Consider the following 19,569-nt stretch of genomic DNA (forward strand, 5'->3'; position numbering starts at 1 on the left):
TCAGGGTGAGGTGACCGGCGTGGCCAGGCGTTGGCGGGTGGCGGCTTCCAGCGAGGTCAGGCCAGCACGCTGGCCCAGCTGAAGGGCCTGTTCGGGGCTGGCATGTTCGTAGCGTGCGTTGACCAGGCCGAGCACGGCGCCGGCGCGGTTGCCGGACGCACAGTGCAGCAGCACAGGCCCCTGGCTCTGCCGCAGGGCCTGGTGCACGGCGCGCACGTTGGCGGCATCGAGCCCCTCGGCACCGGACACCGGAATGCGCACGTAGCGCAGGCCCAATGATTCGGCAACGCGCGTTTCGTCGAAACCCCGGTCCTCGCCGGGCTGGCGCAGGTCGATCACGGTGCGCACGCCCTGCGCGGCAAGTTCGCCCAGTTGTGCGGCGGAGGGCTGGCCGCCGGCATACAGGCCCGGCCGGACTTCCCTGAGCGGGCCATCTGCGGCCAGGGCCGCCAGTGGCAGGCAGAGCGACAACAACAGCAGGCAGGTCAGGCGCAGCAGCATGGTCCTCTCCGTGAAAACGTTCTGCCGCTACAGGCGCAGCCCGGCGCGGGCCTTCAGCAGCTCGCGCAGTTCGTATTTGTCAGTATCATCCAGGCCCTGCTGGCGCTGCTTTGCCAACAACTCCTCCAGACGTTGCACCAGCAGCTGTTTCTCCAGCTGTGCCACCGCGTCGTGCAGTTCCTGGGTCCAGCTGGCCTCGGTGCCAGGCAGGGTCTGTGCCGCCAGGGTGTGCAGCGACGCCTGTTCCTCGCGGCCGTCGAAGTGTTCCAGCAGGGCGCCGGTGCTGATGTCCGGGCGCTGTTCGACCAGCCCCAGCAGTTCCAGCAGCAGCTCCACGCCCGGCAGTCGCAGGCCCTGGAAGTGATGCTTTCCGCCCAGGGTCAGCGCCAGCGACGGCTGCTGCAGCAGCACGGCGATCGCGCCGCGCACCAGGCTGCGCTTGGCCACCGGCTGGATCGTCCGCTGTGGCTGGCGTTGCGGCATCGGCGCGCGCGTGGCCTGGGCAGTGCCGCCCAGGCCGGTCAGCTGCGCCAGCTGCTGCTTCATCAGGTCGCCGAAGGCACCGTCGGGAATCTGCGCCAGCATCGGCTTTGCGCGTTCGGCCAGGCGTGCCTTGCCGTCCAGCGTGCCCAGGTTGATCTCGCGGGTCAGTTCATCGAAGAAAAACTGCGACAGCGGCGTGGCCTGCTTCAGGCGCTCGTTGAAGGCCTCGGCGCCTTCCTTGCGCACGATGCTGTCCGGGTCCTCGCCATCGGGCAGGAACAGGAAGAACGCCTGGCGGCCATCCTTCATGCGCGGCAGCACCGACTCCAGGGCCTTCCAGCCGGCGCGGCGGCCGGCGGCATCGCCGTCGAAGCAGAAGAACACGTCCGGCGCGTTGCGGAACAGCAGCTCGGCATGGTCCGGCGTGGTCGCCGTGCCCAGCGTCGCCACCGCCTGGGTGACCCCGAACTGGAACAGCGAGACCACGTCCATGTAGCCCTCGACCACGATCAACCGCTCGATCTTCTGGTTGGCCTGGCGCACCTGCCACAGGCCGTACAGTTCGCGGCCCTTGTGGAACAGCGCGGTTTCGGGCGAGTTGAGGTACTTGGGGCCGTCGTCCTTCTCGAACACGCGCCCACCGAAGGCGATCACCCGGCCACGACGGTCGAAGATCGGGAACATCACCCGGTCGCGGAACTTGTCGTAGACGTGGCCGCGATCGTTCTTGGAGAACAGGCCGGCGCGGTCGAGCAGCTTCATGCGGCGCTCGTCCTTGCCCAGCGCATCGCGCAGGCCGCTGTAGCCATCCGGTGCGTAGCCGATCTGGAAGCGCGCGCGGTTCGCTTCGTCCACGCCACGGCTTTCCAGATACGCGCGTGCCTTCTCGCTGCCTTCCAGATTCTTCTGGAAGAACCTGGTGGCGGCGTCCAGCGCCGAGTACAGCTCGCGGCTGTCGTCCTGCTGCTGGGGGCTGCGCGGGTTTTCGTTGCGCGGCACGTCCATGCCGGCACGCTTGGCCAGTTCATCCACCGCGTCGAGGAACTCGAGGCGGTCGTAGTTCATCAGGAAGCTGATCGCGGTGCCGTGCGCGCCGCAGCCGAAGCAGTGATAGAACTGCTTGGTGGGCGAGACCGTGAACGAGGCCGAGCGCTCGTCATGGAACGGGCAGCGTGCGGCGTATTCCTTGCCCTGGCGCTTCAACGGCACGCGGCTGCCCACCACCTCGACGATGTCGGTGCGGGCCAGCAGGTCGTCGATGAAAGCGTCGGGGATACGGGCCATGGGCAACAGGGCAGGGCGCGGTACAGGACCACGCGACGGAACCGGGGGCGGTTGCCCTAGTTTACCCCCTGTCGGGTACCTGGCTGGCGGTGGCCGGATCGATGCCGGCGGCGGCCAGGTGATGGCGCGCGCGCAGGCGCTCATCGATCACCGCGGTCATCAGCGCGCCAACGAAGAAGACCACGGTCGCGTAATAGATCCAGACCAGTGAGATCACCAGCGCGCCCATCGAGCCGTAGGCACTGCCGGGGGCCACGGTGGCGATGTAGACGCCGATGCCGTAGCGGCCCAGTGCGAACAGTGCCGAGGTGATGACGCCGCCGATGAAGGCCTGGCGCCATGCCACGCGGCGGTCGGGCAGGTAGTGGTACATGAAGGCGAACCCCACCGCGTACAGCAGCAGGCTGGTGACGTAGCCCAGCGCGGGGAGGATCGAGGGCAGTTGCGCGAAGGCCACCTGCAGTACCGTGGTGGCAGTCATCGACAGGATCAGCAGGAAGCCCAGGGCCAGCACCACGCCGAACGAGAACACACGCTTGCGCAGCCAGGCCTTGATGCCCTCCAGGCGCTCGCCACTGGTGCGGAAGATCAGGTTGAGCGCGTTCTGCAGCTGCGCGAACACGGCGGTGGCGCCGACGAACAGCAGCAGCGTGCTCCACAGCCCCGCCAACGAGCCGACGTCGGGCTGGTTGTCGGCGTTCTTCAGGACGGTTTCGGCCACCGTAGCCGCGCTGCTGCCAGCCACCGAGCTGATCTGGTCGATCAGCGCCTGCTGTGCCGGCGGGTACAGCGAAGCGGTCAACCACAGCAGCAGCACCAGCAGCGGGGCCATCGACAGCAGGGCGTAGAAGGAAACGGAGGCGGCCTGGGTCAGCACGTCGACGTCGATGAAGCGCTTGGCCACCGCCATCGGAAAGCTGTCCTGCAGACGCTTGAGGTACTTGTGCAGGGACACGGGAACGTTGGGCTCGGGTTCAACCATGGGTGTGGTTGTAGCAGGCGACCGACGAAGGTGCGGTGAAGCGGGTGCATCAATGGGGTCAGAGCCCTTTCGCGTTGCGAAAGGGATCCGACTCCGTGTACCGGATTACGCCAGCTGCTGCTTGACCAGCTTGGACACCAGGCCCATGTCGGCCTGACCAGCGAGCTTGGGCTTCAGTGCGCCCATCAGCTTGCCCATGTCGGCCGGGCCGGAGGCGCCGGTCTCGGCGATGGCGGCCTGGATGGCGGCCACGATCTCGGCTTCGCCCATCTTGGCCGGCAGATAGGCTTCGATGACCACGATCTCGGCGCGCTCGATCTCGGCCAGGTCTTCGCGGTTGGCCGCTTCGTACTGGCTGACCGAGTCCTTGCGCTGCTTGACCATCTTGTCGAGCACGGCGATCACGGCGGTGTCATCCAGCTCGATGCGCTCGTCCACTTCGCGCTGCTTGATGGCGGCATTGATCAGGCGGATCACGCCCAGCTTGTGCTTCTCGCCCGCCTTCATGGCGGCCTTCATGTCTTCGGTGAGCTGCTGCTTCATGCTCATGAGGAACCTCGTGGTGGTAGGTGGGGCGGGGCGGATGCCCGAACCCGGAAACGCAAAAAGCCGGCGACGCTCGCGCGTGCCGGCTCCGGCTCCATCGCGACGGGCAGGCCCGCCGCAATGAAGATGCGTCCGATCAGTACAGGCGCTGACGCTTGGTGACGTCGCGCGACGAGCGGCGCAGCTGACGCTTCACAGCAGCGGCGGCCTTGCGCTTGCGCTCCTGGGTCGGCTTTTCGTAGAACTCGCGCTTGCGGGTTTCGGCCAGCACACCGGCCTTTTCGCAAGTGCGCTTGAAGCGGCGAAGAGCAAACTCGAAGGGCTCGTTCTCGCGGACTTTGACGCTGGGCATGGAATCTCCGGGACACAGTAGAACCGGGTCACGCCCGGCGAGCCGCACATTATAGCGGCGAATCGACAAACTGCAAGCGGCCAACCCTGAATACGGGCCGGCGGTTCGAAAGCAGTGAGATCTGCACGTCCCCCGAGGGGGCGGCAGGGGCGTCATAATAGCAGGCATGCGAGTCCTTGGCATCGAATCTTCCTGTGATGAGACCGGCGTGGCGGTGTATGACACCGACCTGGCCGGCAGCGCGGCCCTGCGCGCCCATGCGGTCTACAGCCAGATCGCCCTGCACGCCGAATACGGTGGCGTGGTGCCCGAGCTGGCCAGCCGCGACCACGTCCGCAAGCTGCTGCCGCTGGTGCGCCAGACCCTGGCCGACGCCGGCCTGGGCGTGGGCGATATCGATGGTGTGGCCTACACCGCCGGGCCTGGTCTGGTCGGCGCGTTGCTGGTCGGCGCCGGCGTGGCCCGATCGCTGGCCTGGGCGCTGGAGGTACCGGCCGTCGGCGTACACCATATGGAAGGCCACCTGCTGGCTCCGCTGATGGAAGACGACCCGCCGGAAGCGCCGTTCGTGGCGCTGCTGGTGTCCGGTGGCCATACCCAGCTGGTGGCGGTGGACGCGATCGGCCAGTACCGCCTGCTGGGCGAAACCCTGGACGATGCGGCTGGCGAGGCCTTCGACAAGACCGCCAAGCTGATGGGCCTGCCGTACCCGGGCGGCCCGCAGCTGGCCAGGCTGGCCGAGCAGGGCACGCCGGGCGCGTACCGCTTCGCGCGGCCGATGACCGACCGCCCGGGGCTGGATTTCAGCTTCTCCGGCCTGAAAACCCAGGTCCTGATGGCCTGGCGCGACAGCGACCAGAGCGAGCAGACCCGCGCCAACATTGCCCGGGGCTTTGAGGACGCGGTGGTCGAGACCCTGTCGATCAAGTGCGAGCGCGCGCTGGAAGCGGCCGGGACCAACGTGATCGTGGTTGCCGGCGGTGTAGGTGCCAACAAGCGCCTGCGCGCCCGCCTGCAGCAGATGGCCGAGCGCCTCGGCGGCCGCGCCTGCTTCCCGCGGCCTGCACTGTGCACCGACAACGGCGCGATGATCGCCTTCGCTGGCGCACTGCGGCTGCAGGCTGGCCAGCACAGCCCGCCGAAGGTGGATGTGACCCCGCGCTGGGACATGGCGACCCTGCCGGCGGTCTGAGCCGGTAGCGCCGGGCCACGCCCGGCGGACGCTTTACGGACGCCCGGCCAACGGCGACGCCGCCCATACCGTCGTCGCCCGCTCATGGCGCTGCAGCCACCCCAGGGTGTGCGGGCAGCGCGCATGGATCAGCCGACCGATCGCGGCGAGGTCAGCGCCGATGTCGCGCTCCAGGATGGGTTCGTGGTGGGCGATGCGGTTGCGCAGGTGGCGGATGCGGCCAATATCCGCGTGGATGGCTTTCCGGATGACACTGGGGTGGGCGCAAGGCGCGTGGCGCAGGACTCCGCTGAGTGCCGGTATCCACAGCGTGGAATCGAAGCGACATGTGAATAGCTGCTGCCAGAACACCATAGGCAGGTTGGCGACGATTTCAGGTGTATCGCTTACGCGACTGGCAAGTTGTTCCAGTGCCGTGCGTGGAGAAGTACTGGACGAAGTTGGCAGCCTGCGTCTAAAGGCATCATTCCAGGGCCAACGTGGACCGTGCTGCCGAACAAGAACCATTGCCGCGGCGTTGCGGGTGACCACCTCGCACAGATGGACCGGCATCATCAGTGCACCGCACAGCCGCATGTTCCAGAGGTAGAGGGATTCGGCTGTGACGTCGGGGCCGCAGGTCGATGCGATTCTCTCGTAAGTGGACAGACGCTCCGCTGACAACGCGCGCCGCAGTGCATCGTATGAAGCCATCGTGATGTGCGGTGGTGAAGAATGGATCGATGTTGGCCAGTCAGGCGGGCAACAACCATAAGGGAACGTCGTTGTCCGTGCGGCCGATTCTCTGTGTTTCGCCTCGGACGAATACCTGAGCTTGCCTGTCGGAATTGGCCTTGACCGACGATCTGGTCCTTGCCTACTCTGCGTGCCTGCGCCACCGGGACTCGCGGCTGTTCAACAGCTCCCCCCGGGGACAAACGGTAGTACCAAAGGGCCCTGCTAGCGGGGCCCTTTGTCTTTTCCGGACCGCCCCACGCCGGCCGCCGACCGCCCGTTCCGGGCAGGCTCACCGCCGTGCCGTTACCATGGCTTCCTGTATTCGTGCCGGTAAGCGCAATGGACAAGGTTTTCATCGAAGGGCTGACGATCGACGCCCTGATCGGTATCTACGATTGGGAGCGACGGATCCGCCAGGACCTGGTGTTCGACCTGGAAATGGGCTTCGACAACCGTCGCCCTGCGGCCACCGACGACATCGCCCACACCCTGAACTACAAGGCGGTGAGCAAGCGCCTGGAGCAGTTCGTGCGCGAGTCGGAGTTCGGCCTGGTCGAGACGCTGGCCGAGCGCTGCGCGCAGATCGTGCTGGACGAATTCGACGTGAAGTGGCTGCGCCTGAAGCTGAGCAAGCCGGGCGCGGTGCGCGGCGCGCGCGCGGTGGGCGTGATCATCGAACGCTCGCGGGACTGATCCGGTAAATCCGGCCGCCGGCCGGCAACCCCAACAACAACGACAAAGCAAGGAGACAACGGATGGTGGATGCGGTGGTGGCGGTACAGTGGCTGGAACGGCTGCAGAACACACTGGAACCCTATCCCGGCGCCTACCTGGCGTTGATGATCTCGGCGCTGCTGATCGCCGCCGGCCTGGCCAATTGGGTGACCAAGCGCATCCTGCTGCGTGGCCTGCGGCGCCTGTTGCAGCGCCTGCCGGGTGCCGAGTCCGGCCGCGGCAGCCACTTGATGCGGGTGATTTCGCGCCTGTCCAACGTGGTGCCCAGCCAGGTGATCGCTTCGGGCATCACCCTCATCCCCGACCTGCCGCCCAGCCTGGTCAACGTCATCATCAAGCTGTGCATCGTGTGGGCCGTACTGACGGTGTCGATGGCGTTCTCGCATGCGCTGGACGCGGCCAACAGCCTGTACGAGCGCAAGCCCGATGCGCGCAACAAGCCGATCAAGGGCTACCTGCAGGTGGTCAAGATCGTGGTGTTCGTGGCCGCCGGCCTGTCCATCGTCGCCACCCTGCTTGGGGTGAAGCTGGGCCCGCTGGTGACCGGCCTTGGCGCCGCCACCGCGGTGCTGATGCTGATCTTCCAGGACACCATCCTGTCACTGGTGGCCAGCGTGCAGATCAGTGGCGATGGCCGTGTGCGCATCGGCGACTGGATCGAGATGCCCAGCCAGAACGCCGACGGTGACGTCATCGACATCGCCCTGCACACCATCACCGTGCAGAACTTCGACAAGACCATCACCACCATCCCGACCAAGAAGCTGGTGACCGAGTCGTTCAAGAACTGGCGCGGCATGCAGGAGGCCGGTGGCCGCCGGATCAAGCGCGCGCTGTACCTGGACCAGCACAGCGTCGGCTTCCTGGACGAGGGCGACCTGGCCTTCCTCGGCGAATTCGCGCTGCTGCGCGACTACCTGCGTGAGAAGGAACAGGAGCTGGGGCAGTGGAACGGGCGCCTGCGCGAGCAGGGCGTGGCCGAGGTCAACAGCCGCCGCGTGACCAACCTGGGCACCTTCCGCGCCTACGTGGAGCGCTACCTGCGCAGCCACCCGGGCATCCATACCGACATGACCCTGCTGGTGCGGCAGCTGCAGCCCACCACCGAAGGCCTGCCGCTGGAGCTGTACTGCTTCACCCGCAGCACCGCCTGGAGCGAGTACGAGGCCGTGCAGTCGGACATCTTCGACCACCTGCTGGCGATTCTGCCGGCGTTCGGCTTGCGGGTGTTCCAGGCCTCCAGCGATGCCATGTTGATGGCCGGGCAGCGCCAGATGGCCGGCTCGGAGTAAGCTGCGGTGCTCCCGGTGGGACCATACGGGCCCCGCTGTTGGCTGAAACTGAACGAAGAAACCTCTCGCCAAATGGCTCGGGATCGCTAGAATGCCGGGCTTGTAAACGTTTTCATCAAGGACTGCCGGTGGCCTCCGATCGCATCGAATCCCTCATTGCCCAGATGACCGTCGAGGAAAAGGTCGGCCAGCTGGGTGTCTTCGCGGACATGGTCCGCCCGTTCGCCCCGGACGTGAACCCGGAAGCCAACGTGCGCAATGCCGACCAGGTACTGCAGCAGGTGCGCGAGGGCAAGGTCGGCTCGCTGTTCAATGGCGTGGGCGCCGAGTTGGGCCGCCGCATCCAGCAGGTCGCCACCGAGGAGAGCCGCCTGGGCATCCCGGTGATCCTGGCCGCCGACGTCATCCACGGCATGCGTACCGTGTTCCCGATTCCGTTGGGCGAGGCCGCCAGCTTCGAGCCGGACCTGGCCGAGCGCACCGCGCGCGCCACCGCCATCGAAGCCACCGCTGCCGGCCTGCACTGGACCTATGCCCCGGCCGTGGACATCGCCCGCGACCAGCGCTGGGGCCGGGGTGCCGAAGGTGCCGGTGAGGACGTGGTGCTGGGTTGTGCGTTCGCCGCCGCCCGCGTGCGTGGCTTCCAGGGCAGCGACCTGCGCGCCGCCGATTCGCTGCTGGCCACGCCGAAGCACTTCGCCGCCTACGGCGCGGTGATGGCCGGCATGGAATACAACATGGTGGACATCTCGCCGCAGACCCTGCGCGATGTGCACCTGCCGCCGTTCAAGGCCGCCTTCGAGGCCGGCGCGATCACCGTGATGTCCTCGTTCAATGACATCAACGGCGTGCCGGCCAGTGCCAACGCTGAACTGCTGACCGACATCCTGCGCGGCGAATGGAAGTTCCCGGGCGTGGTGATCTCCGACTACACCGCCGACATGGAGCTGGTCGCCCACGGCTATGCAGCCGACGACCGCGATGCCACCGCCAAGGCATTCACCGCCGGCCTGGACCTGAGCATGCAGAGCGGCTTCTACGCCGAGCACCTGCCGGGCCTGGTCGAGAGCGGCGAAGTGCCGATGGCGGTGCTGGATGAAGGCGTGCGCCGCATCCTGTGGCTGAAGGAAACCATCGGCCTGTTCGACGACCCGTACCGTTCGCTGGACCCGGCGCGCGAAGCGGATACCTCGCATATCGCTGCGCATGATGAACTGTCGCGCGATGCCGCGCGCCGTTCGATCGTGCTGCTGAACAACCGCGACAACGTGCTGCCGCTGCAGAAGACCGGGCAGAAGATCGCGCTGATCGGCCCGTTCGTGCAGGACCGCGAGAACATCGAAGGCTGCTGGACGCTGTTCGGCGACAAACAGCGTTACGTCGACCTGGAAACCGGCGTGCGTGCCGCCATCGGCGACGAAGCGCTGCTGGAAATCGTGCCGGGCTGCGAACTGGAAGCGGCCATTCCGGGCGGTACCGAAGCGGCGGTGGCTGCCGCGCTGCGCGCCGATGTGGTGGTGCTGGCGCTGGGCGAACCGCAGCGTTACAGCGGTGAAGCGCAGTCGCGCGTGGAGATCACCCTGCCGCCGGCACAGCAGGCACTGGCCGAGGCCGTGGCGATGACCGGCAAGCCGCTGGTGGTGCTGCTGCGCAATGGCCGCGCGCTGGCGCTGCAGGGCGCGGTGCGCAATGCGCAGGCCGTGGCGGTGACCTGGTACCTGGGTACGCAGACCGGCCATGCCGTGGCCGATGTGCTGTTCGGTGACTACAGCCCGTCCGGCCGCCTGCCGGTCAGCTTCCCGCAGGTGTCCGGCCAGCAGCCGTACTTCTACAACCACCCGCGCACCGGCCGTCCGGAGCTGCCGACCATGTCGGAGTTCAAGGCCCGCTGGCGCGAGATTCCGAACGAGCCGCTGTACCCGTTCGGCCACGGCATCGGCTACACCACCTTCGCCTACGGCGTGCCGCAGCTGAGTGCTGTGCAGCTTGGCTGGGACGACACCCTGACCATCACCACCACGCTGACCAACAGCGGTGATGTGGCCGGGGAGGAAGTGGTGCAGTTGTACATCCACGACCGCGTGGCCAGCCGCGTACGTCCGGTGCGTGAGCTGAAGGACTTCCGCAAGGTGGCGCTGCAGCCGGGCGAGTCTGCCGACGTGGTGTTCACCCTGACCCGCGAGCAGTTGGCGTTCACCGGCCGCGATGGCGTGCTGCGTGCCGAGCCGGGCCAGTTCGACCTGTGGGTCTGCGCCTCGTCGGCCGCCGGCGAAGCCGTGCAGTTCGAACTGCTGAAGGCCTGATCAGAAAAAAGGGGACGGAGGGGATTAAGTCGTTTGTGCCACTAACGACTTAATCCCCTCCGTCCCCTTTTTGTTGCCGTCACTGTGGCGGCGCTACCATCGGGCTTCCTGTTTCGATGGAGTGCGCGTATGCGCCGGATGGCCTACCTGATTCCCGCTCTGCTGCTGGCGGCCTGTTCGCAGCCTGAGCCGCCGGCGCAGCCTGCGGCGGATGCGCCGCCACCGATGGAAGCGAACGCGGCAGCGACACCTGCCGCTGAACCGGCGGCGCCGGCTGCCGAACCTGCCGCCGCCGCACCGGCCGCGGAGGCGCCCGCCGAGGACGCGCGTGCGCGCATCGAATCGCTGCTCGGCGATGCCGCGCAGTTCGAGAAGGTCTTCAACGCGTTCAAGACCGCCGTGGTCGGCGGTGATCGTGCCGCGGTGGTCGAGCAAGTGCGCTTCCCGTTGAACATCAGCGACGGAAAGAAGATCACTGGCCCCGGTGAGTTCCAGCGGAACTACGAGAAGATCATTACCCCGGCGGTGGTCAAGGCAGTGTCCGGGCAGGACTTCGGCAAGGTCTTCGTCAACCAGCAGGGCGTGATGATTGGCGATGGACAGGTGTGGTTGAACGGAACGTGCCTGGACAAGGCCTGCACGCAGACCGAGGTGAAGGTCATCACCATCCAGTGAACGCAGACGGCCCCGCACGCGGGGCCGTTGCGGAGAAACGTGCCGGCCAGCGGCCGGCGGCACCTCATGCCTTCGGCGTGAGCTTCAGCAGGCGCGCCTTGCTGCCGTCTTCCAGCAGCCACAGGGCGCCATCCGGGCCCTGTTCCACTTCGCGGATGCGCTCGCCCATGTTGAAGCGTTCGGCTTCGCGCGCGCTGTCGCCATCAAGGGCCACGCGCACCAGCGAGGTGGACGACAGGCCGCCGATGAAGCCGCTGCCCTTCCACTGCGGGAACAGGCTGCCGCTGTAGATCATGAAGCCGGCCGGCGAGATCACCGGCGTCCAGGTCACCTTCGGGGCGGCGAATTCCGGGCGGGTGTCGTGGTCGGGAATCGGACGGCCGTCGTAGTGGTCACCGTTGGAAACGATCGGGTAGCCGTAGTTGGCGCCACGCACGATCAGGTTCAACTCGTCGCCACCGGCGGGTCCCATCTCATGCGCCCACAGCTTGCCGTTGGCGTCGAAGGCCATGCCCAGGATGTTGCGATGGCCCAGCGACCACACCTGTGCGGCAACCCCGCCCTGTGAGGCGAACGGGTTGTCGGCGGGCAGGCTGCCATCGTCGTTGAGGCGGATGATCTTGCCGAGGTTGCTGCCCATGTCCTGGGCCGGATCGAACTTCTGGCGCTCGCTGGAACTGATCCACAGCTTGCCGTCCGGGCCGAACGCGAGGCGATGCCCGTAGTGGCCCTCGCCGCTGACCTTGGGGCTCTGCCGCCAGATCACTTTCAGGTCCTTCAGCTGGCCACCCCCGTCGGCATCCAGTGCCAGCGTGGCCCGGGCCACCGCGGCACCGCGGGTGTCGAGCGTGCCTTCCTCGGCGTAGCTGACGTAAACAACATGATTCCGGGCGAAGTCCGGGTGCAGGATGATGTCGCCGAAGCCACCCTGGCCACCATAGGCGACCTTGGGAACGCCGGTGATTTCGTGCTTCTGCCCGTTGGCCGGGTCCAGGTGCTGCAGCGTGCCGCGCTTTTCGGTGACCAGCAGGCTGCCGTCGGGCAGGAAGGTCATCGCCCAGGGCTGGTCGAAGCGGCTGACTTCGGTGGCGGTGAACGGCCGCTGGTCGGTGGCGGTGGCTGCAGGCGCTGTGGCCTGGGCGGTACCCGAAGCCGGATCGGCGGCGTTGCAGGCGGAGGTGGCGAGGATCGGCACGAGGCCGAGGGCGAGCAGCAGGGGCGTACGGGTCATGGGTATCTCCAGGGCGGGGATGCGGATGGCCGGGCTGCCCCTTGTATACCACCGCAGCCGTTACCGTCGTGGCCCGAAGGTCCTGCGCCCCCCTGTGCGGCAGCGGCGGGATCGTCTAGGGTGGGCACGCCCGGGCAAAGCATGCCCGTCTGCCTGCCAAGGACCTGCAATGAATACTGCCATGCCTCACAAGCCCTCCACCGCCTTCATCGCCGCCTCGTGGGTGGCCCTGCTGCTGGGTGCGGCGGCGTACCTGATCGGCCTGTTCAATGCCACGATGGCGCTCAACGAGAAGGGCTACTACCTGACCCTGCTGCTGTTCGGCCTGTTCGCGGCGGTGTCGCTGCAGAAGAGCGTGCGCGACCGCGTCGAAGGCATTCCGGTCAGCGGCCTGTATTACGCGCTGTGCTGGTTCGCGTTGTTGTCGGCGCTGATGCTGCTGCTGGTCGGCCTGTGGAACGCCACGCTGGCACCCAGCGAGAAGGGCTTCTACGGCATGGCGTATGCGTTGTCGTTGTTCGGTGCGGTGGCTGTGCAGAAGAACACCCGCGACCTGATCGCCGCCGGTGGTGGCGAGAGCAAGCGCAGCGCGATCGTGCCGCCGCTGCCGGAACAGGAATGATTCGCTAGCGCCGAACCCATGCTCGGCTCAGCCGAGCATGGCTCGACCCTAAACGTGGGGCGAGAGCCGAGCGTAGGCTCGGCTCTACAGCAGCCTGGTGCTATCGCTTCAAGCGCGGATCCGCCAGCTGCGCTTCGTCCCAGCCACGGCGCACGGCGTTGCGTGCCTGCGCCCAGTCCAGGCGACTGCGGCCACGTTCGCTGGCCCAGCGCGATTCGAGTTCGCGCTCCACTTCCTCATAGGCGCGGATCATGTCCTGCGCGCGCGCGCCATGGCCGATCCGGTAGGCCGGCTCGTAGTCCTCGAAGAACAGTTGGTCGTCGTAGTACGGCTCGGCGGTGTAGCGCTCGCGCCAATAGTCGCTGACCGCGTCGCGCGGCGTGCTGTCGTCCGGTACGCGGCCGGGAATCTGGTACTCGGTCATGAAAAGGCTCCGTTGTGGACGAAACCTGATCGTGCCTGCGTGGCGGTTAACGGTCCGGTCCGACAGCGTGATCGCCAGATCAATCCGCCGGGCATGGCCCGGCGCCCCGTTCATCCGGCGTCCGCATCCTTGCGCGGCAGCGTGTAGATCACCGCGCCAATGACGAACGCGACCAGTGCAGCGGCGATGTTCTGCCAGCTGGCACTGGCGAACAGGGCCAGGCACAGCAGCAGCGCAAGTACCGGAATCAGCGGGCCACCGGGCAGCTTCAACGCGCCTGGGCGATCCGCGTAGCGCTTGGCCAGCACCAGGACGGCGGCAGCGGTGCCGATGTAGGCGAACAGGCGCGTGGTCATCGACAGCAGGGCGAGCTGCACGAACGAACCGGACAGCGCCAGTCCGAGCGCGATCAGGCCTTGGCACAGGATCGATGCGGCCGGCGTATGGAAGCGCGGATGCACCTGCGCCAGGATCTTCGGGCCGTAGCCATCGCGGGCCAGTGCGAACAGGAATCGCGGGCCCATCATCATCGTGTTGCTGTTGGTACCCAGGATGGAGATGGTCGCGCCGATGGTGAGGATCAGTGCCAGGGCCTCGCCGCCGAAACCGGCTGCGGCGTCGGCCAGCGGCGTGGCCGAGCTGGCCAGGCCGGCCAGCGTACCCTGCGCCACCACCTGCACCGCGCCATAGATGACGGTGACAGTGATGATCATGGTGATCAGCGCGAACGGAATATCGCGGCGTGGATTGCGGTACTCGCCGGCCGCGGCCGGGATGTTCTCGAAGCCGGCGTAGGCGTACAGCAGCAGCAGGGCGGCCTCGCCCATCCGTTGCAGGTCATGCGGGTCCGGGCGCTGGCCGGAGAAGGCCAGCTGTGGATCGATATAGAACGCGCCGATGGCCACGAACAGCAACAGCGGCAGCATCTTGCCGATCACCAGCACCACGCCGGTGCGCGCGGCCGAGCGCACGCCGATGATGTTGACGCCGGTCAGGAAGCCCAGCGACACCACGATCACCGCGATGCGACCCATGCCGGCGCCGGCCCACGGCCAGAAGCGCGCGACCGCATCGGCCAGCGCGTTGCTCAATGCGGCCGCCGAGCTGATGCGGGTCAGCCAGATCATCCAGCCGATCTCGAACCCTGCGAAGCGGCCGAAGGCCTCGCGTGCGTAGAGGTAGCTGCCACCGGGTTCATCGAAGTAGCTGGCGGCCTGCGCGTAGCACAGCACCAGCAGCGCGACGACGATGCCAGCGGCGACCACGCCCCACAGGCTGAAGGGGCCGAGCAGGGCAACGGTGGCGGCCGGCAGCAGGTAGATACCGCTACCGATCACATCGTTGATCGACAGGCCGACGATCTGCCAGCGGCTGACCGCGCGCTGCAGCTGTGGTTCGTCCTGCGCGCTCAACGGGCGTCTCCGCTCAGCGCGGGCAGCTGCCACTGCACCTGCAGACGCTGGTACTCGGTGCGCGGCAGCAGCACGAAGCGCGGCGTATCCTGCGGCCGCAGCCAGTCCAGCAGCGCCTGCATGCGCGCTTGTGGCATGGCGGTACAGCCGGCGGTGGCCTCGCCGGGCGTGCGCCACAGATGGGCGAAGATGCAGCTGCCCTTGCCGGGCTGGTTGTGCGGGTTGTGGGCGATGACGAAGCCCTCCCGGTAGCGCACGTCGCCCTTGTTGTGCAGATCCAGCCGCATCGGCTCGGTGGAGCCCTTGATCGCTGCACTGCCGACCTTCTTCTCATCGACGATGCGGTTGTAGAACGGCGAACCGGGCACGTCCATGCAGTAGCTGCTGTCCAGCATCGGCTGGTAAGGCATTGCGGTGCCGGGGCGTGTGACGGCATAGCCGAACGCACTGCCGAGCGCGAACACGCCCGCAGGGCTGCGGCCATCGCCTTCCTGCTTCTGCGGGCCATCGGCCTGTGCCGGATGCAGGCCCAGTCCCCAGGCGCTGCCGGTACGGCCGAGCGCCACCGGGAACGCCTGTCCGTGCGTGTGCCAGCCCTTGCCATCGCGCACATAGGCCTGCAGCTGCCCTTGGGTACTGTCCCAGCCATCGCTGGTGACCACGATCAGCTGGCGCGCGCCATCCAGCGGCGCCGCCTGAACGGACACCGTCGCAGCAAGCAGCAGCGCAGCGGTAGCGAGGCGAACCAGCGATTTCATCAACAGGTGCTCCGGTCAGGAATCCAGCAGGTGGTCGATCCGCTCCAGGTTCACCGCCAGCTGCTGCTGGCGGTCCGGATTGGTGTGGCAGAGCAGCACGAACAGGAAATCGAGCAGGGCGTGCATGGCGCTACGGTACAGCAGCTGCGCGACCTGCGGCGTGCGGTCGTGCGCGCAGACCGCCAGTGCCGCATCAGCATGCGCGCGCAGCGGGTTGGCAGTGTGGCGGGTAATGGAAATCACCTTGCCACCCATGTCCTGGAACTGCCGCGACAGCTGCGAAAGCTGCGGCAGGTTGCCGAATTCGGAGAACACCAGCAGCACATCGCCGGGGCGTGCGGCCGACAGGTTGGCCAGCATCAGGATCGGGTCGGTATGCGGCACGACCAGCAGGCCGAGCAGCGACAGCCGCATGGCGAACTCGCGGGCGAACAGGCCGTCGTCACCCAGGCCATGGACGAACAGCTTGGGTGCGCCGTCGAGCAGCTGCACGATGCGCTCGATCTCCTCGCGTGGATTGGCCTGGCGAGTTTCCTCCTCGGCCTGCGCCTTGCTGCGGCGCAGGGCCTCGCCCAGGCGCAGGTAGTCATCGCCGCTGTCGGGTTCGCTGGGCACCTGTTGTGGATCGGCACCGGCGCGGGCCACGTCCTGGCCGATCGAGTACTTCAGGTCCGGGTAGCCCTTGAAGCCGAGCTTCTGGCTGAACTTCACCACGCTGGACTGGCTGATGCCCAGCGCACTGGCCAGCTGCTGCGATGAGTAGTCGCGCAGCAGGTGGGCGTTGTCGAGGATGAAGTCGGCGATGCGGCGCTCGATGGCAGACATCTGCCCGCGCTCGGTGCGGATCTTCAGCAGGGGCGGCATGCGGGGCGTCCGGGCATGTGTAGGCGCGTTGCGGTTGGCAGCGTAGAGCAGATTATGTGGTGGGTCGGGCGGGTGGGGTTTGCGGGGGACGCCGTGAATCCGTCCATGGAGGCTTGGCCGCGCTTGCTCGTTTGCGCTGTCCTGCGCAAACGGCAAGACCGGGGTTGGGCGTCCTGCCCAACCCGCCCGAGGCATGCCTCGGGCCCATGGCGCGGACACCCCCGCAAGCCCCACCCGCCCGACCCCGGACAGATCGCGCGCGTGCCAGCTGCGAAGGGGTTACGAGGTAGGGCAGAAGCGGGAGCATCCACGCATGCCGTGGATCCACGGGGTGCAGTTGTTGCCTTTGACGTTGAGTCCGCCTTCAAGCGAGCCGAGTACCGCAGGTCCGGCGAGGGCGAAGAGGCGCGGGTGTCTGAGCGCAGCGAGTTCCGCGCCGTCCCTCGGTGGACCGAGGAGCGCAGGGCACCGACGTGCGCAGCACGTCGGCTCGCGGGCGGCGGAGCGTTTCTTTTGGTTACTTTTCTTTCCGCAGAAAGAAAAGTAACGCCCGACCAAAAGTCAGTTGTATGCCAGGCCAACCGCAAGGCAGAAATCACCCCAGCATCTCCAGCCCACGCACTTCGGTGATACCCAGCCCCGGCACGTCGCTGATGCTGATCTCCGATTCGTTGAAATGCACGCCGCCGCTGACCGGATCGAACTGGCCCAGCGAGGGACCGTCGAGGTCGACCTTGGTGATCACATCGCTCTTGGCCACGGCCAGGTGCACGGCCGCGGCCACGCTGATGCTAGATTCGATCATGCAGCCGATCATGCACGGCACGCCGTAGATGCCGGCGATGTCGGCGATGCGGATCGCGTTGGACAGCCCGCCGGTCTTCATCAGCTTGATGTTGATGATGTCGGCCGCGCGCTGCTGGATCAGGTCCATCACCTGGCTCGGGCTGAACACGCTCTCGTCGGCCATCACCGGCGTGTTGACGCGGTCGGTGACGTACTTCAGGCCGCTGATGTCGGCGGCCTTCACCGGCTGCTCCAGCAGCTCCAGTACCACGCCGGCTTCCTCCAGCGTGCGCATCGCATGCACCGCCTGCTTGGCGGTCCAGCCCTGGTTGGCGTCCAGGCGCAGCAGGGCGCGGCCCTCCACGGCGGCGTGGATCGCCTTGACCCGTTCGATGTCCAGTCCGATGTCCTTGCCGACCTTGATCTTCAACGACTCGAAGCCGCGTTCGATCGCCGACAACGAATCGGCCACCATCTTGTCGATGTAGTCCACGCTGATGGTGATGTCAGTGGTGATCACCGGGTCGCCGCCACCGAGCATCTGGTACAGCGGGGCACCGTGCAGCTGCGCCCACAGGTCGTACAGCGCAATCTCCACCGCGGCCTTGGCGCTGGTGTTGCGCTCCATCGCGGTCTGCACCAGCGTGCACAGGTGGTTGAGGTTGACCACGTCCTGGCCGATCAGGCGCGGGGCGATGAAGTGGCGGATCGCTTCGATGATCGAGCCGTGCGTATCGCCGGTGATCACTGCGGTGGCCGGGGCTTCACCATAGCCGGTGTTGCCGCTGTCGGTGCGGATCAGCACCACCACGTCTTCCACGGTCTCCACCGTGCGCAGCGCGGTCTTGAACGGTGTCTTCAACGGCACGCGCAGCATGCCCAGTTCGATGGCGGTGATCTTCATTCAGGAGTCTTGGCCCGCAGGCGCTGGATGTTGGTGATGCGGTCGATGTAGCGGACGGTGTCGCTGGCCATCATCGGCTCCAGCGGCGTGACCGAAACACCATTGAGATGGGCCTGCACGCGTTTGCCGTCGGTACCGAACCAGCTGCCGCCCGCCGTATCGTGGATGACCCAGGTGCGGCCGTCGACGTGGCCGATGGCCATCATCACATGACCGGGAATGTAGACCAGGTCGCCCACCTGCAGGCTGGCGACGGCACGGTCGCGCACCGCCTTGCCGTCCTTGCCGGTGAACGGCAGGCGGTCCAGCGCCGGACTGACCGCCTGCGCGCTGGTATTGCGCGGCAGCAGCACGCCAAAGCTGCGGTAGATCTCGGAGACGAAACCGCTGCAGTCGCGGGTGTCGTAGTCGTGGCCCCAGCCGTAGCGTTCGCCGAGGAACTTGAAGCCCTGCTGCAGCAACAGGCGCGGGGTCAGCGGCAGGTAATCGGCGGCGGTGTCCTGCGAGCGCGGCAGCAGCGCCGGCACCAGCTTCAATCGGCCATCGGCCTCGCGTACCGGCAACTGCACCACCCACGAGGCGTGGGCCTGCTGGCCGTTCACCGGCTCTGACGCGGGCCAGTCGGCCAGCACCGGCAGGCGCACGCCCATGTCCAGCTGCAGGCGCGAGACGCGCGGCTCCTCCGGGGTATGGGCGGTCTGCGCGGTGGCGCCGGTGACGATCCGGTACGGTCCCTTCGCGCCGTAGCCGAGCACCGTGGCCTTGTCGCCGCTGGCGATGGCGTCGGCTTCGATCCACGCGCTGTAGCGCTCGCTGTGCACGAACAGCCAACGGCCATCGGTACTGCGATGGACCACGGCCACCTTGTCGCCGGGGAACAGTGCCGATTCCTGGAAGCGGTCGATGTCGGTGTCACCGACGCTGCTGAAGACGCGCTCGCGGGTGGGGAAGGTGCGCAGCGCGGCACGCTTCACCACCATCCCGTAGGCCGGTGCCACCTGGACGGGAATCGCATCGAGACCGAGGTTGGCTTCGATCGCGCTGCGCAGCGCGGGTGCGATCGCCTGGCCCTTGTCGTTGTAGAGGGCGCGGGTGGGCCAGCGCGACAGCGCGGTGATGCTGGCACGCACCGTCGCCGCATCAAGCTGGGCGGGCAGTGCGGCGATGTCCTGGATGTGGCTGTCCTGCGCCCGCATCCGCGCGTTCTGCGCTGCGATCTGCGCGCGATCCAGAATCGGCGCATCGGCGTCGTCCAGGCGCGCGGCCCAATACTGCGGGGTCAGATAGGCCTCGTGCAGGCCGATCACATAGGGCAGCGGCGCACCCGGGTCGGGCGGTGGGGCCGCCTGTGCAAAGGCCGGGGCGGCCAGCAGGCACAGGGCCAGGGTCAAGCGGCGCGGCCAATGCCGGTGCCGTTCGCGGAAAGCCAGGCTCATGCGGTGCACACCCTCCTCGAATGCCTGTTGGAATATTTATTCCTTTTGGCCGCGAAAGCAAGAATAAATT

The 19,569-nt window shown here is 67.1% G+C and carries 19 protein-coding genes; 6 read left to right on the plus strand and 13 right to left on the minus strand.

Features of this window, described 5'->3' with window-relative positions:
- The 5 genes from AC5P7X_RS17560 to rpsU all read right to left on the minus strand — a co-directional run bounded on the left by AC5P7X_RS17560 (position 1) and on the right by rpsU (position 4,148).
- Positions 1 to 501: a protein tyrosine phosphatase family protein gene (locus AC5P7X_RS17560; RefSeq protein WP_253136919.1), complete on the minus strand. Its 501-nt coding sequence runs from the start codon at positions 499 to 501 to the stop codon at positions 1 to 3.
- Between the two features lie 27 nt (positions 502 to 528).
- Positions 529 to 2,268, minus strand: a complete 1,740-nt coding sequence (gene dnaG / locus AC5P7X_RS17565) for a DNA primase (protein WP_005415011.1) — start codon at positions 2,266 to 2,268, stop codon at positions 529 to 531.
- A 61-nt stretch (positions 2,269 to 2,329) separates the two neighbouring features.
- Positions 2,330 to 3,250, minus strand: coding sequence for a YihY/virulence factor BrkB family protein (locus AC5P7X_RS17570; RefSeq protein ID WP_005415012.1), 921 nt, complete (start codon positions 3,248 to 3,250; stop codon positions 2,330 to 2,332).
- A 105-nt stretch (positions 3,251 to 3,355) separates the two neighbouring features.
- Positions 3,356 to 3,799 carry a GatB/YqeY domain-containing protein gene (locus AC5P7X_RS17575; RefSeq protein WP_005415013.1) on the minus strand — a complete coding sequence of 148 codons (444 nt, stop codon included), beginning with the start codon at positions 3,797 to 3,799 and terminating at the stop codon, positions 3,356 to 3,358.
- Between the two features lie 133 nt (positions 3,800 to 3,932).
- Positions 3,933 to 4,148: a 30S ribosomal protein S21 gene (rpsU, locus tag AC5P7X_RS17580; RefSeq protein ID WP_002808376.1), complete on the minus strand. Its 216-nt coding sequence runs from the start codon at positions 4,146 to 4,148 to the stop codon at positions 3,933 to 3,935.
- A gap of 166 nt (positions 4,149 to 4,314) precedes the next feature.
- Here rpsU and tsaD point away from each other — a divergent pair, with 166 nt between their 5' ends.
- The gene (gene tsaD, locus AC5P7X_RS17585) at positions 4,315 to 5,340 is read left to right on the plus strand and encodes a tRNA (adenosine(37)-N6)-threonylcarbamoyltransferase complex transferase subunit TsaD (protein WP_005415014.1); all 1,026 of its coding nucleotides are present in this window, start codon (positions 4,315 to 4,317) and stop codon (positions 5,338 to 5,340) included.
- 33 nt (positions 5,341 to 5,373) lie between these two features.
- On the opposite strand, the gene AC5P7X_RS17590 is transcribed toward tsaD, so the two are convergent.
- A complete protein-coding gene (locus AC5P7X_RS17590; protein WP_329843464.1) occupies positions 5,374 to 6,033 on the minus strand; it encodes a hypothetical protein in 660 nt (219 codons plus the stop codon).
- 363 nt (positions 6,034 to 6,396) lie between these two features.
- Between AC5P7X_RS17590 and folB the strand changes: the two genes are divergently transcribed.
- The 4 genes from folB to AC5P7X_RS17610 all read left to right on the plus strand — a co-directional run bounded on the left by folB (position 6,397) and on the right by AC5P7X_RS17610 (position 11,062).
- Positions 6,397 to 6,750: a dihydroneopterin aldolase gene (folB, locus tag AC5P7X_RS17595; RefSeq protein ID WP_005415016.1), complete on the plus strand. Its 354-nt coding sequence runs from the start codon at positions 6,397 to 6,399 to the stop codon at positions 6,748 to 6,750.
- Between the two features lie 62 nt (positions 6,751 to 6,812).
- Positions 6,813 to 8,084, plus strand: a complete 1,272-nt coding sequence (locus tag AC5P7X_RS17600; protein WP_053498700.1) for a mechanosensitive ion channel family protein — start codon at positions 6,813 to 6,815, stop codon at positions 8,082 to 8,084.
- A 128-nt stretch (positions 8,085 to 8,212) separates the two neighbouring features.
- A complete protein-coding gene (locus tag AC5P7X_RS17605; protein ID WP_005415018.1) occupies positions 8,213 to 10,387 on the plus strand; it encodes a glycoside hydrolase family 3 N-terminal domain-containing protein in 2,175 nt (724 codons plus the stop codon).
- A gap of 129 nt (positions 10,388 to 10,516) precedes the next feature.
- Positions 10,517 to 11,062 (plus strand): hypothetical protein, encoded by a 546-nt coding sequence (locus AC5P7X_RS17610; RefSeq protein WP_206620656.1) that lies wholly within the window; start codon positions 10,517 to 10,519, stop codon positions 11,060 to 11,062.
- Positions 11,063 to 11,126: 64 nt separating this feature from the next.
- Here the strand turns inward: AC5P7X_RS17610 and AC5P7X_RS17615 are convergent, their stop codons facing one another.
- Entirely contained in the window at positions 11,127 to 12,293 is a 1,167-nt protein-coding gene (locus AC5P7X_RS17615; RefSeq protein ID WP_495215212.1) for a PQQ-dependent sugar dehydrogenase, read from the minus strand.
- 169 nt (positions 12,294 to 12,462) lie between these two features.
- On the opposite strand from AC5P7X_RS17615, the gene yiaA reads away from it, so the two are divergent.
- A complete protein-coding gene (gene yiaA / locus AC5P7X_RS17620) occupies positions 12,463 to 12,915 on the plus strand; it encodes an inner membrane protein YiaA (RefSeq protein WP_014645710.1) in 453 nt (150 codons plus the stop codon).
- Between the two features lie 100 nt (positions 12,916 to 13,015).
- On the opposite strand, the gene AC5P7X_RS17625 is transcribed toward yiaA, so the two are convergent.
- From AC5P7X_RS17625 to AC5P7X_RS17650, 6 genes are all read right to left on the minus strand, one after another.
- Entirely contained in the window at positions 13,016 to 13,339 is a 324-nt protein-coding gene (locus tag AC5P7X_RS17625) for a hypothetical protein (protein WP_495215213.1), read from the minus strand.
- A gap of 110 nt (positions 13,340 to 13,449) precedes the next feature.
- Entirely contained in the window at positions 13,450 to 14,751 is a 1,302-nt protein-coding gene (locus tag AC5P7X_RS17630) for an APC family permease (protein WP_065179423.1), read from the minus strand.
- Entirely contained in the window at positions 14,748 to 15,509 is a 762-nt protein-coding gene (locus AC5P7X_RS17635) for a L,D-transpeptidase family protein (protein WP_495215214.1), read from the minus strand. Before AC5P7X_RS17635 ends, AC5P7X_RS17630 begins: the two co-directional genes overlap by 4 nt.
- Before the next feature lie 15 nt (positions 15,510 to 15,524).
- Positions 15,525 to 16,373, minus strand: a complete 849-nt coding sequence (locus AC5P7X_RS17640; RefSeq protein WP_053498690.1) for a MurR/RpiR family transcriptional regulator — start codon at positions 16,371 to 16,373, stop codon at positions 15,525 to 15,527.
- A gap of 595 nt (positions 16,374 to 16,968) precedes the next feature.
- Positions 16,969 to 18,063: a dipeptide epimerase gene (locus AC5P7X_RS17645; protein WP_005415027.1), complete on the minus strand. Its 1,095-nt coding sequence runs from the start codon at positions 18,061 to 18,063 to the stop codon at positions 16,969 to 16,971.
- Positions 18,060 to 19,499 carry an SH3 domain-containing protein gene (locus AC5P7X_RS17650; protein WP_495215215.1) on the minus strand — a complete coding sequence of 480 codons (1,440 nt, stop codon included), beginning with the start codon at positions 19,497 to 19,499 and terminating at the stop codon, positions 18,060 to 18,062. Before AC5P7X_RS17650 ends, AC5P7X_RS17645 begins: the two co-directional genes overlap by 4 nt.
- Positions 19,500 to 19,569: the final 70 nt, after the last annotated feature.

This window comes from Stenotrophomonas sp. YJH_SMC_53, from assembly GCF_059369995.1.

Excerpts from the sequence above, each read along its gene's own strand:
- yiaA (WP_014645710.1), top strand. The coding sequence starts at position 12,463 with ATGAATACTGCCATGCCTCACAAGCCCTCCACCGCCTTCATCGCCGCC.
- AC5P7X_RS17615 (WP_495215212.1), bottom strand. The coding sequence starts at position 12,293 with ATGACCCGTACGCCCCTGCTGCTCGCCCTCGGCCTCGTGCCGATCCTC.
- dnaG (WP_005415011.1), bottom strand. The coding sequence starts at position 2,268 with ATGGCCCGTATCCCCGACGCTTTCATCGACGACCTGCTGGCCCGCACC.
- AC5P7X_RS17575 (WP_005415013.1), bottom strand. The coding sequence starts at position 3,799 with ATGAGCATGAAGCAGCAGCTCACCGAAGACATGAAGGCCGCCATGAAG.
- AC5P7X_RS17625 (WP_495215213.1), bottom strand. The coding sequence starts at position 13,339 with ATGACCGAGTACCAGATTCCCGGCCGCGTACCGGACGACAGCACGCCG.
- AC5P7X_RS17640 (WP_053498690.1), bottom strand. The coding sequence starts at position 16,373 with ATGCCGCCCCTGCTGAAGATCCGCACCGAGCGCGGGCAGATGTCTGCC.
- AC5P7X_RS17600 (WP_053498700.1), top strand. The coding sequence starts at position 6,813 with ATGGTGGATGCGGTGGTGGCGGTACAGTGGCTGGAACGGCTGCAGAAC.
- AC5P7X_RS17635 (WP_495215214.1), bottom strand. The coding sequence starts at position 15,509 with ATGAAATCGCTGGTTCGCCTCGCTACCGCTGCGCTGCTGCTTGCTGCG.
- folB (WP_005415016.1), top strand. The coding sequence starts at position 6,397 with ATGGACAAGGTTTTCATCGAAGGGCTGACGATCGACGCCCTGATCGGT.
- AC5P7X_RS17590 (WP_329843464.1), bottom strand. The coding sequence starts at position 6,033 with ATGGCTTCATACGATGCACTGCGGCGCGCGTTGTCAGCGGAGCGTCTG.
- AC5P7X_RS17645 (WP_005415027.1), bottom strand. The coding sequence starts at position 18,063 with ATGAAGATCACCGCCATCGAACTGGGCATGCTGCGCGTGCCGTTGAAG.
- AC5P7X_RS17560 (WP_253136919.1), bottom strand. The coding sequence starts at position 501 with ATGCTGCTGCGCCTGACCTGCCTGCTGTTGTTGTCGCTCTGCCTGCCA.
- AC5P7X_RS17650 (WP_495215215.1), bottom strand. The coding sequence starts at position 19,499 with ATGAGCCTGGCTTTCCGCGAACGGCACCGGCATTGGCCGCGCCGCTTG.
- AC5P7X_RS17610 (WP_206620656.1), top strand. The coding sequence starts at position 10,517 with ATGCGCCGGATGGCCTACCTGATTCCCGCTCTGCTGCTGGCGGCCTGT.
- AC5P7X_RS17570 (WP_005415012.1), bottom strand. The coding sequence starts at position 3,250 with ATGGTTGAACCCGAGCCCAACGTTCCCGTGTCCCTGCACAAGTACCTC.
- rpsU (WP_002808376.1), bottom strand. The coding sequence starts at position 4,148 with ATGCCCAGCGTCAAAGTCCGCGAGAACGAGCCCTTCGAGTTTGCTCTT.
- tsaD (WP_005415014.1), top strand. The coding sequence starts at position 4,315 with ATGCGAGTCCTTGGCATCGAATCTTCCTGTGATGAGACCGGCGTGGCG.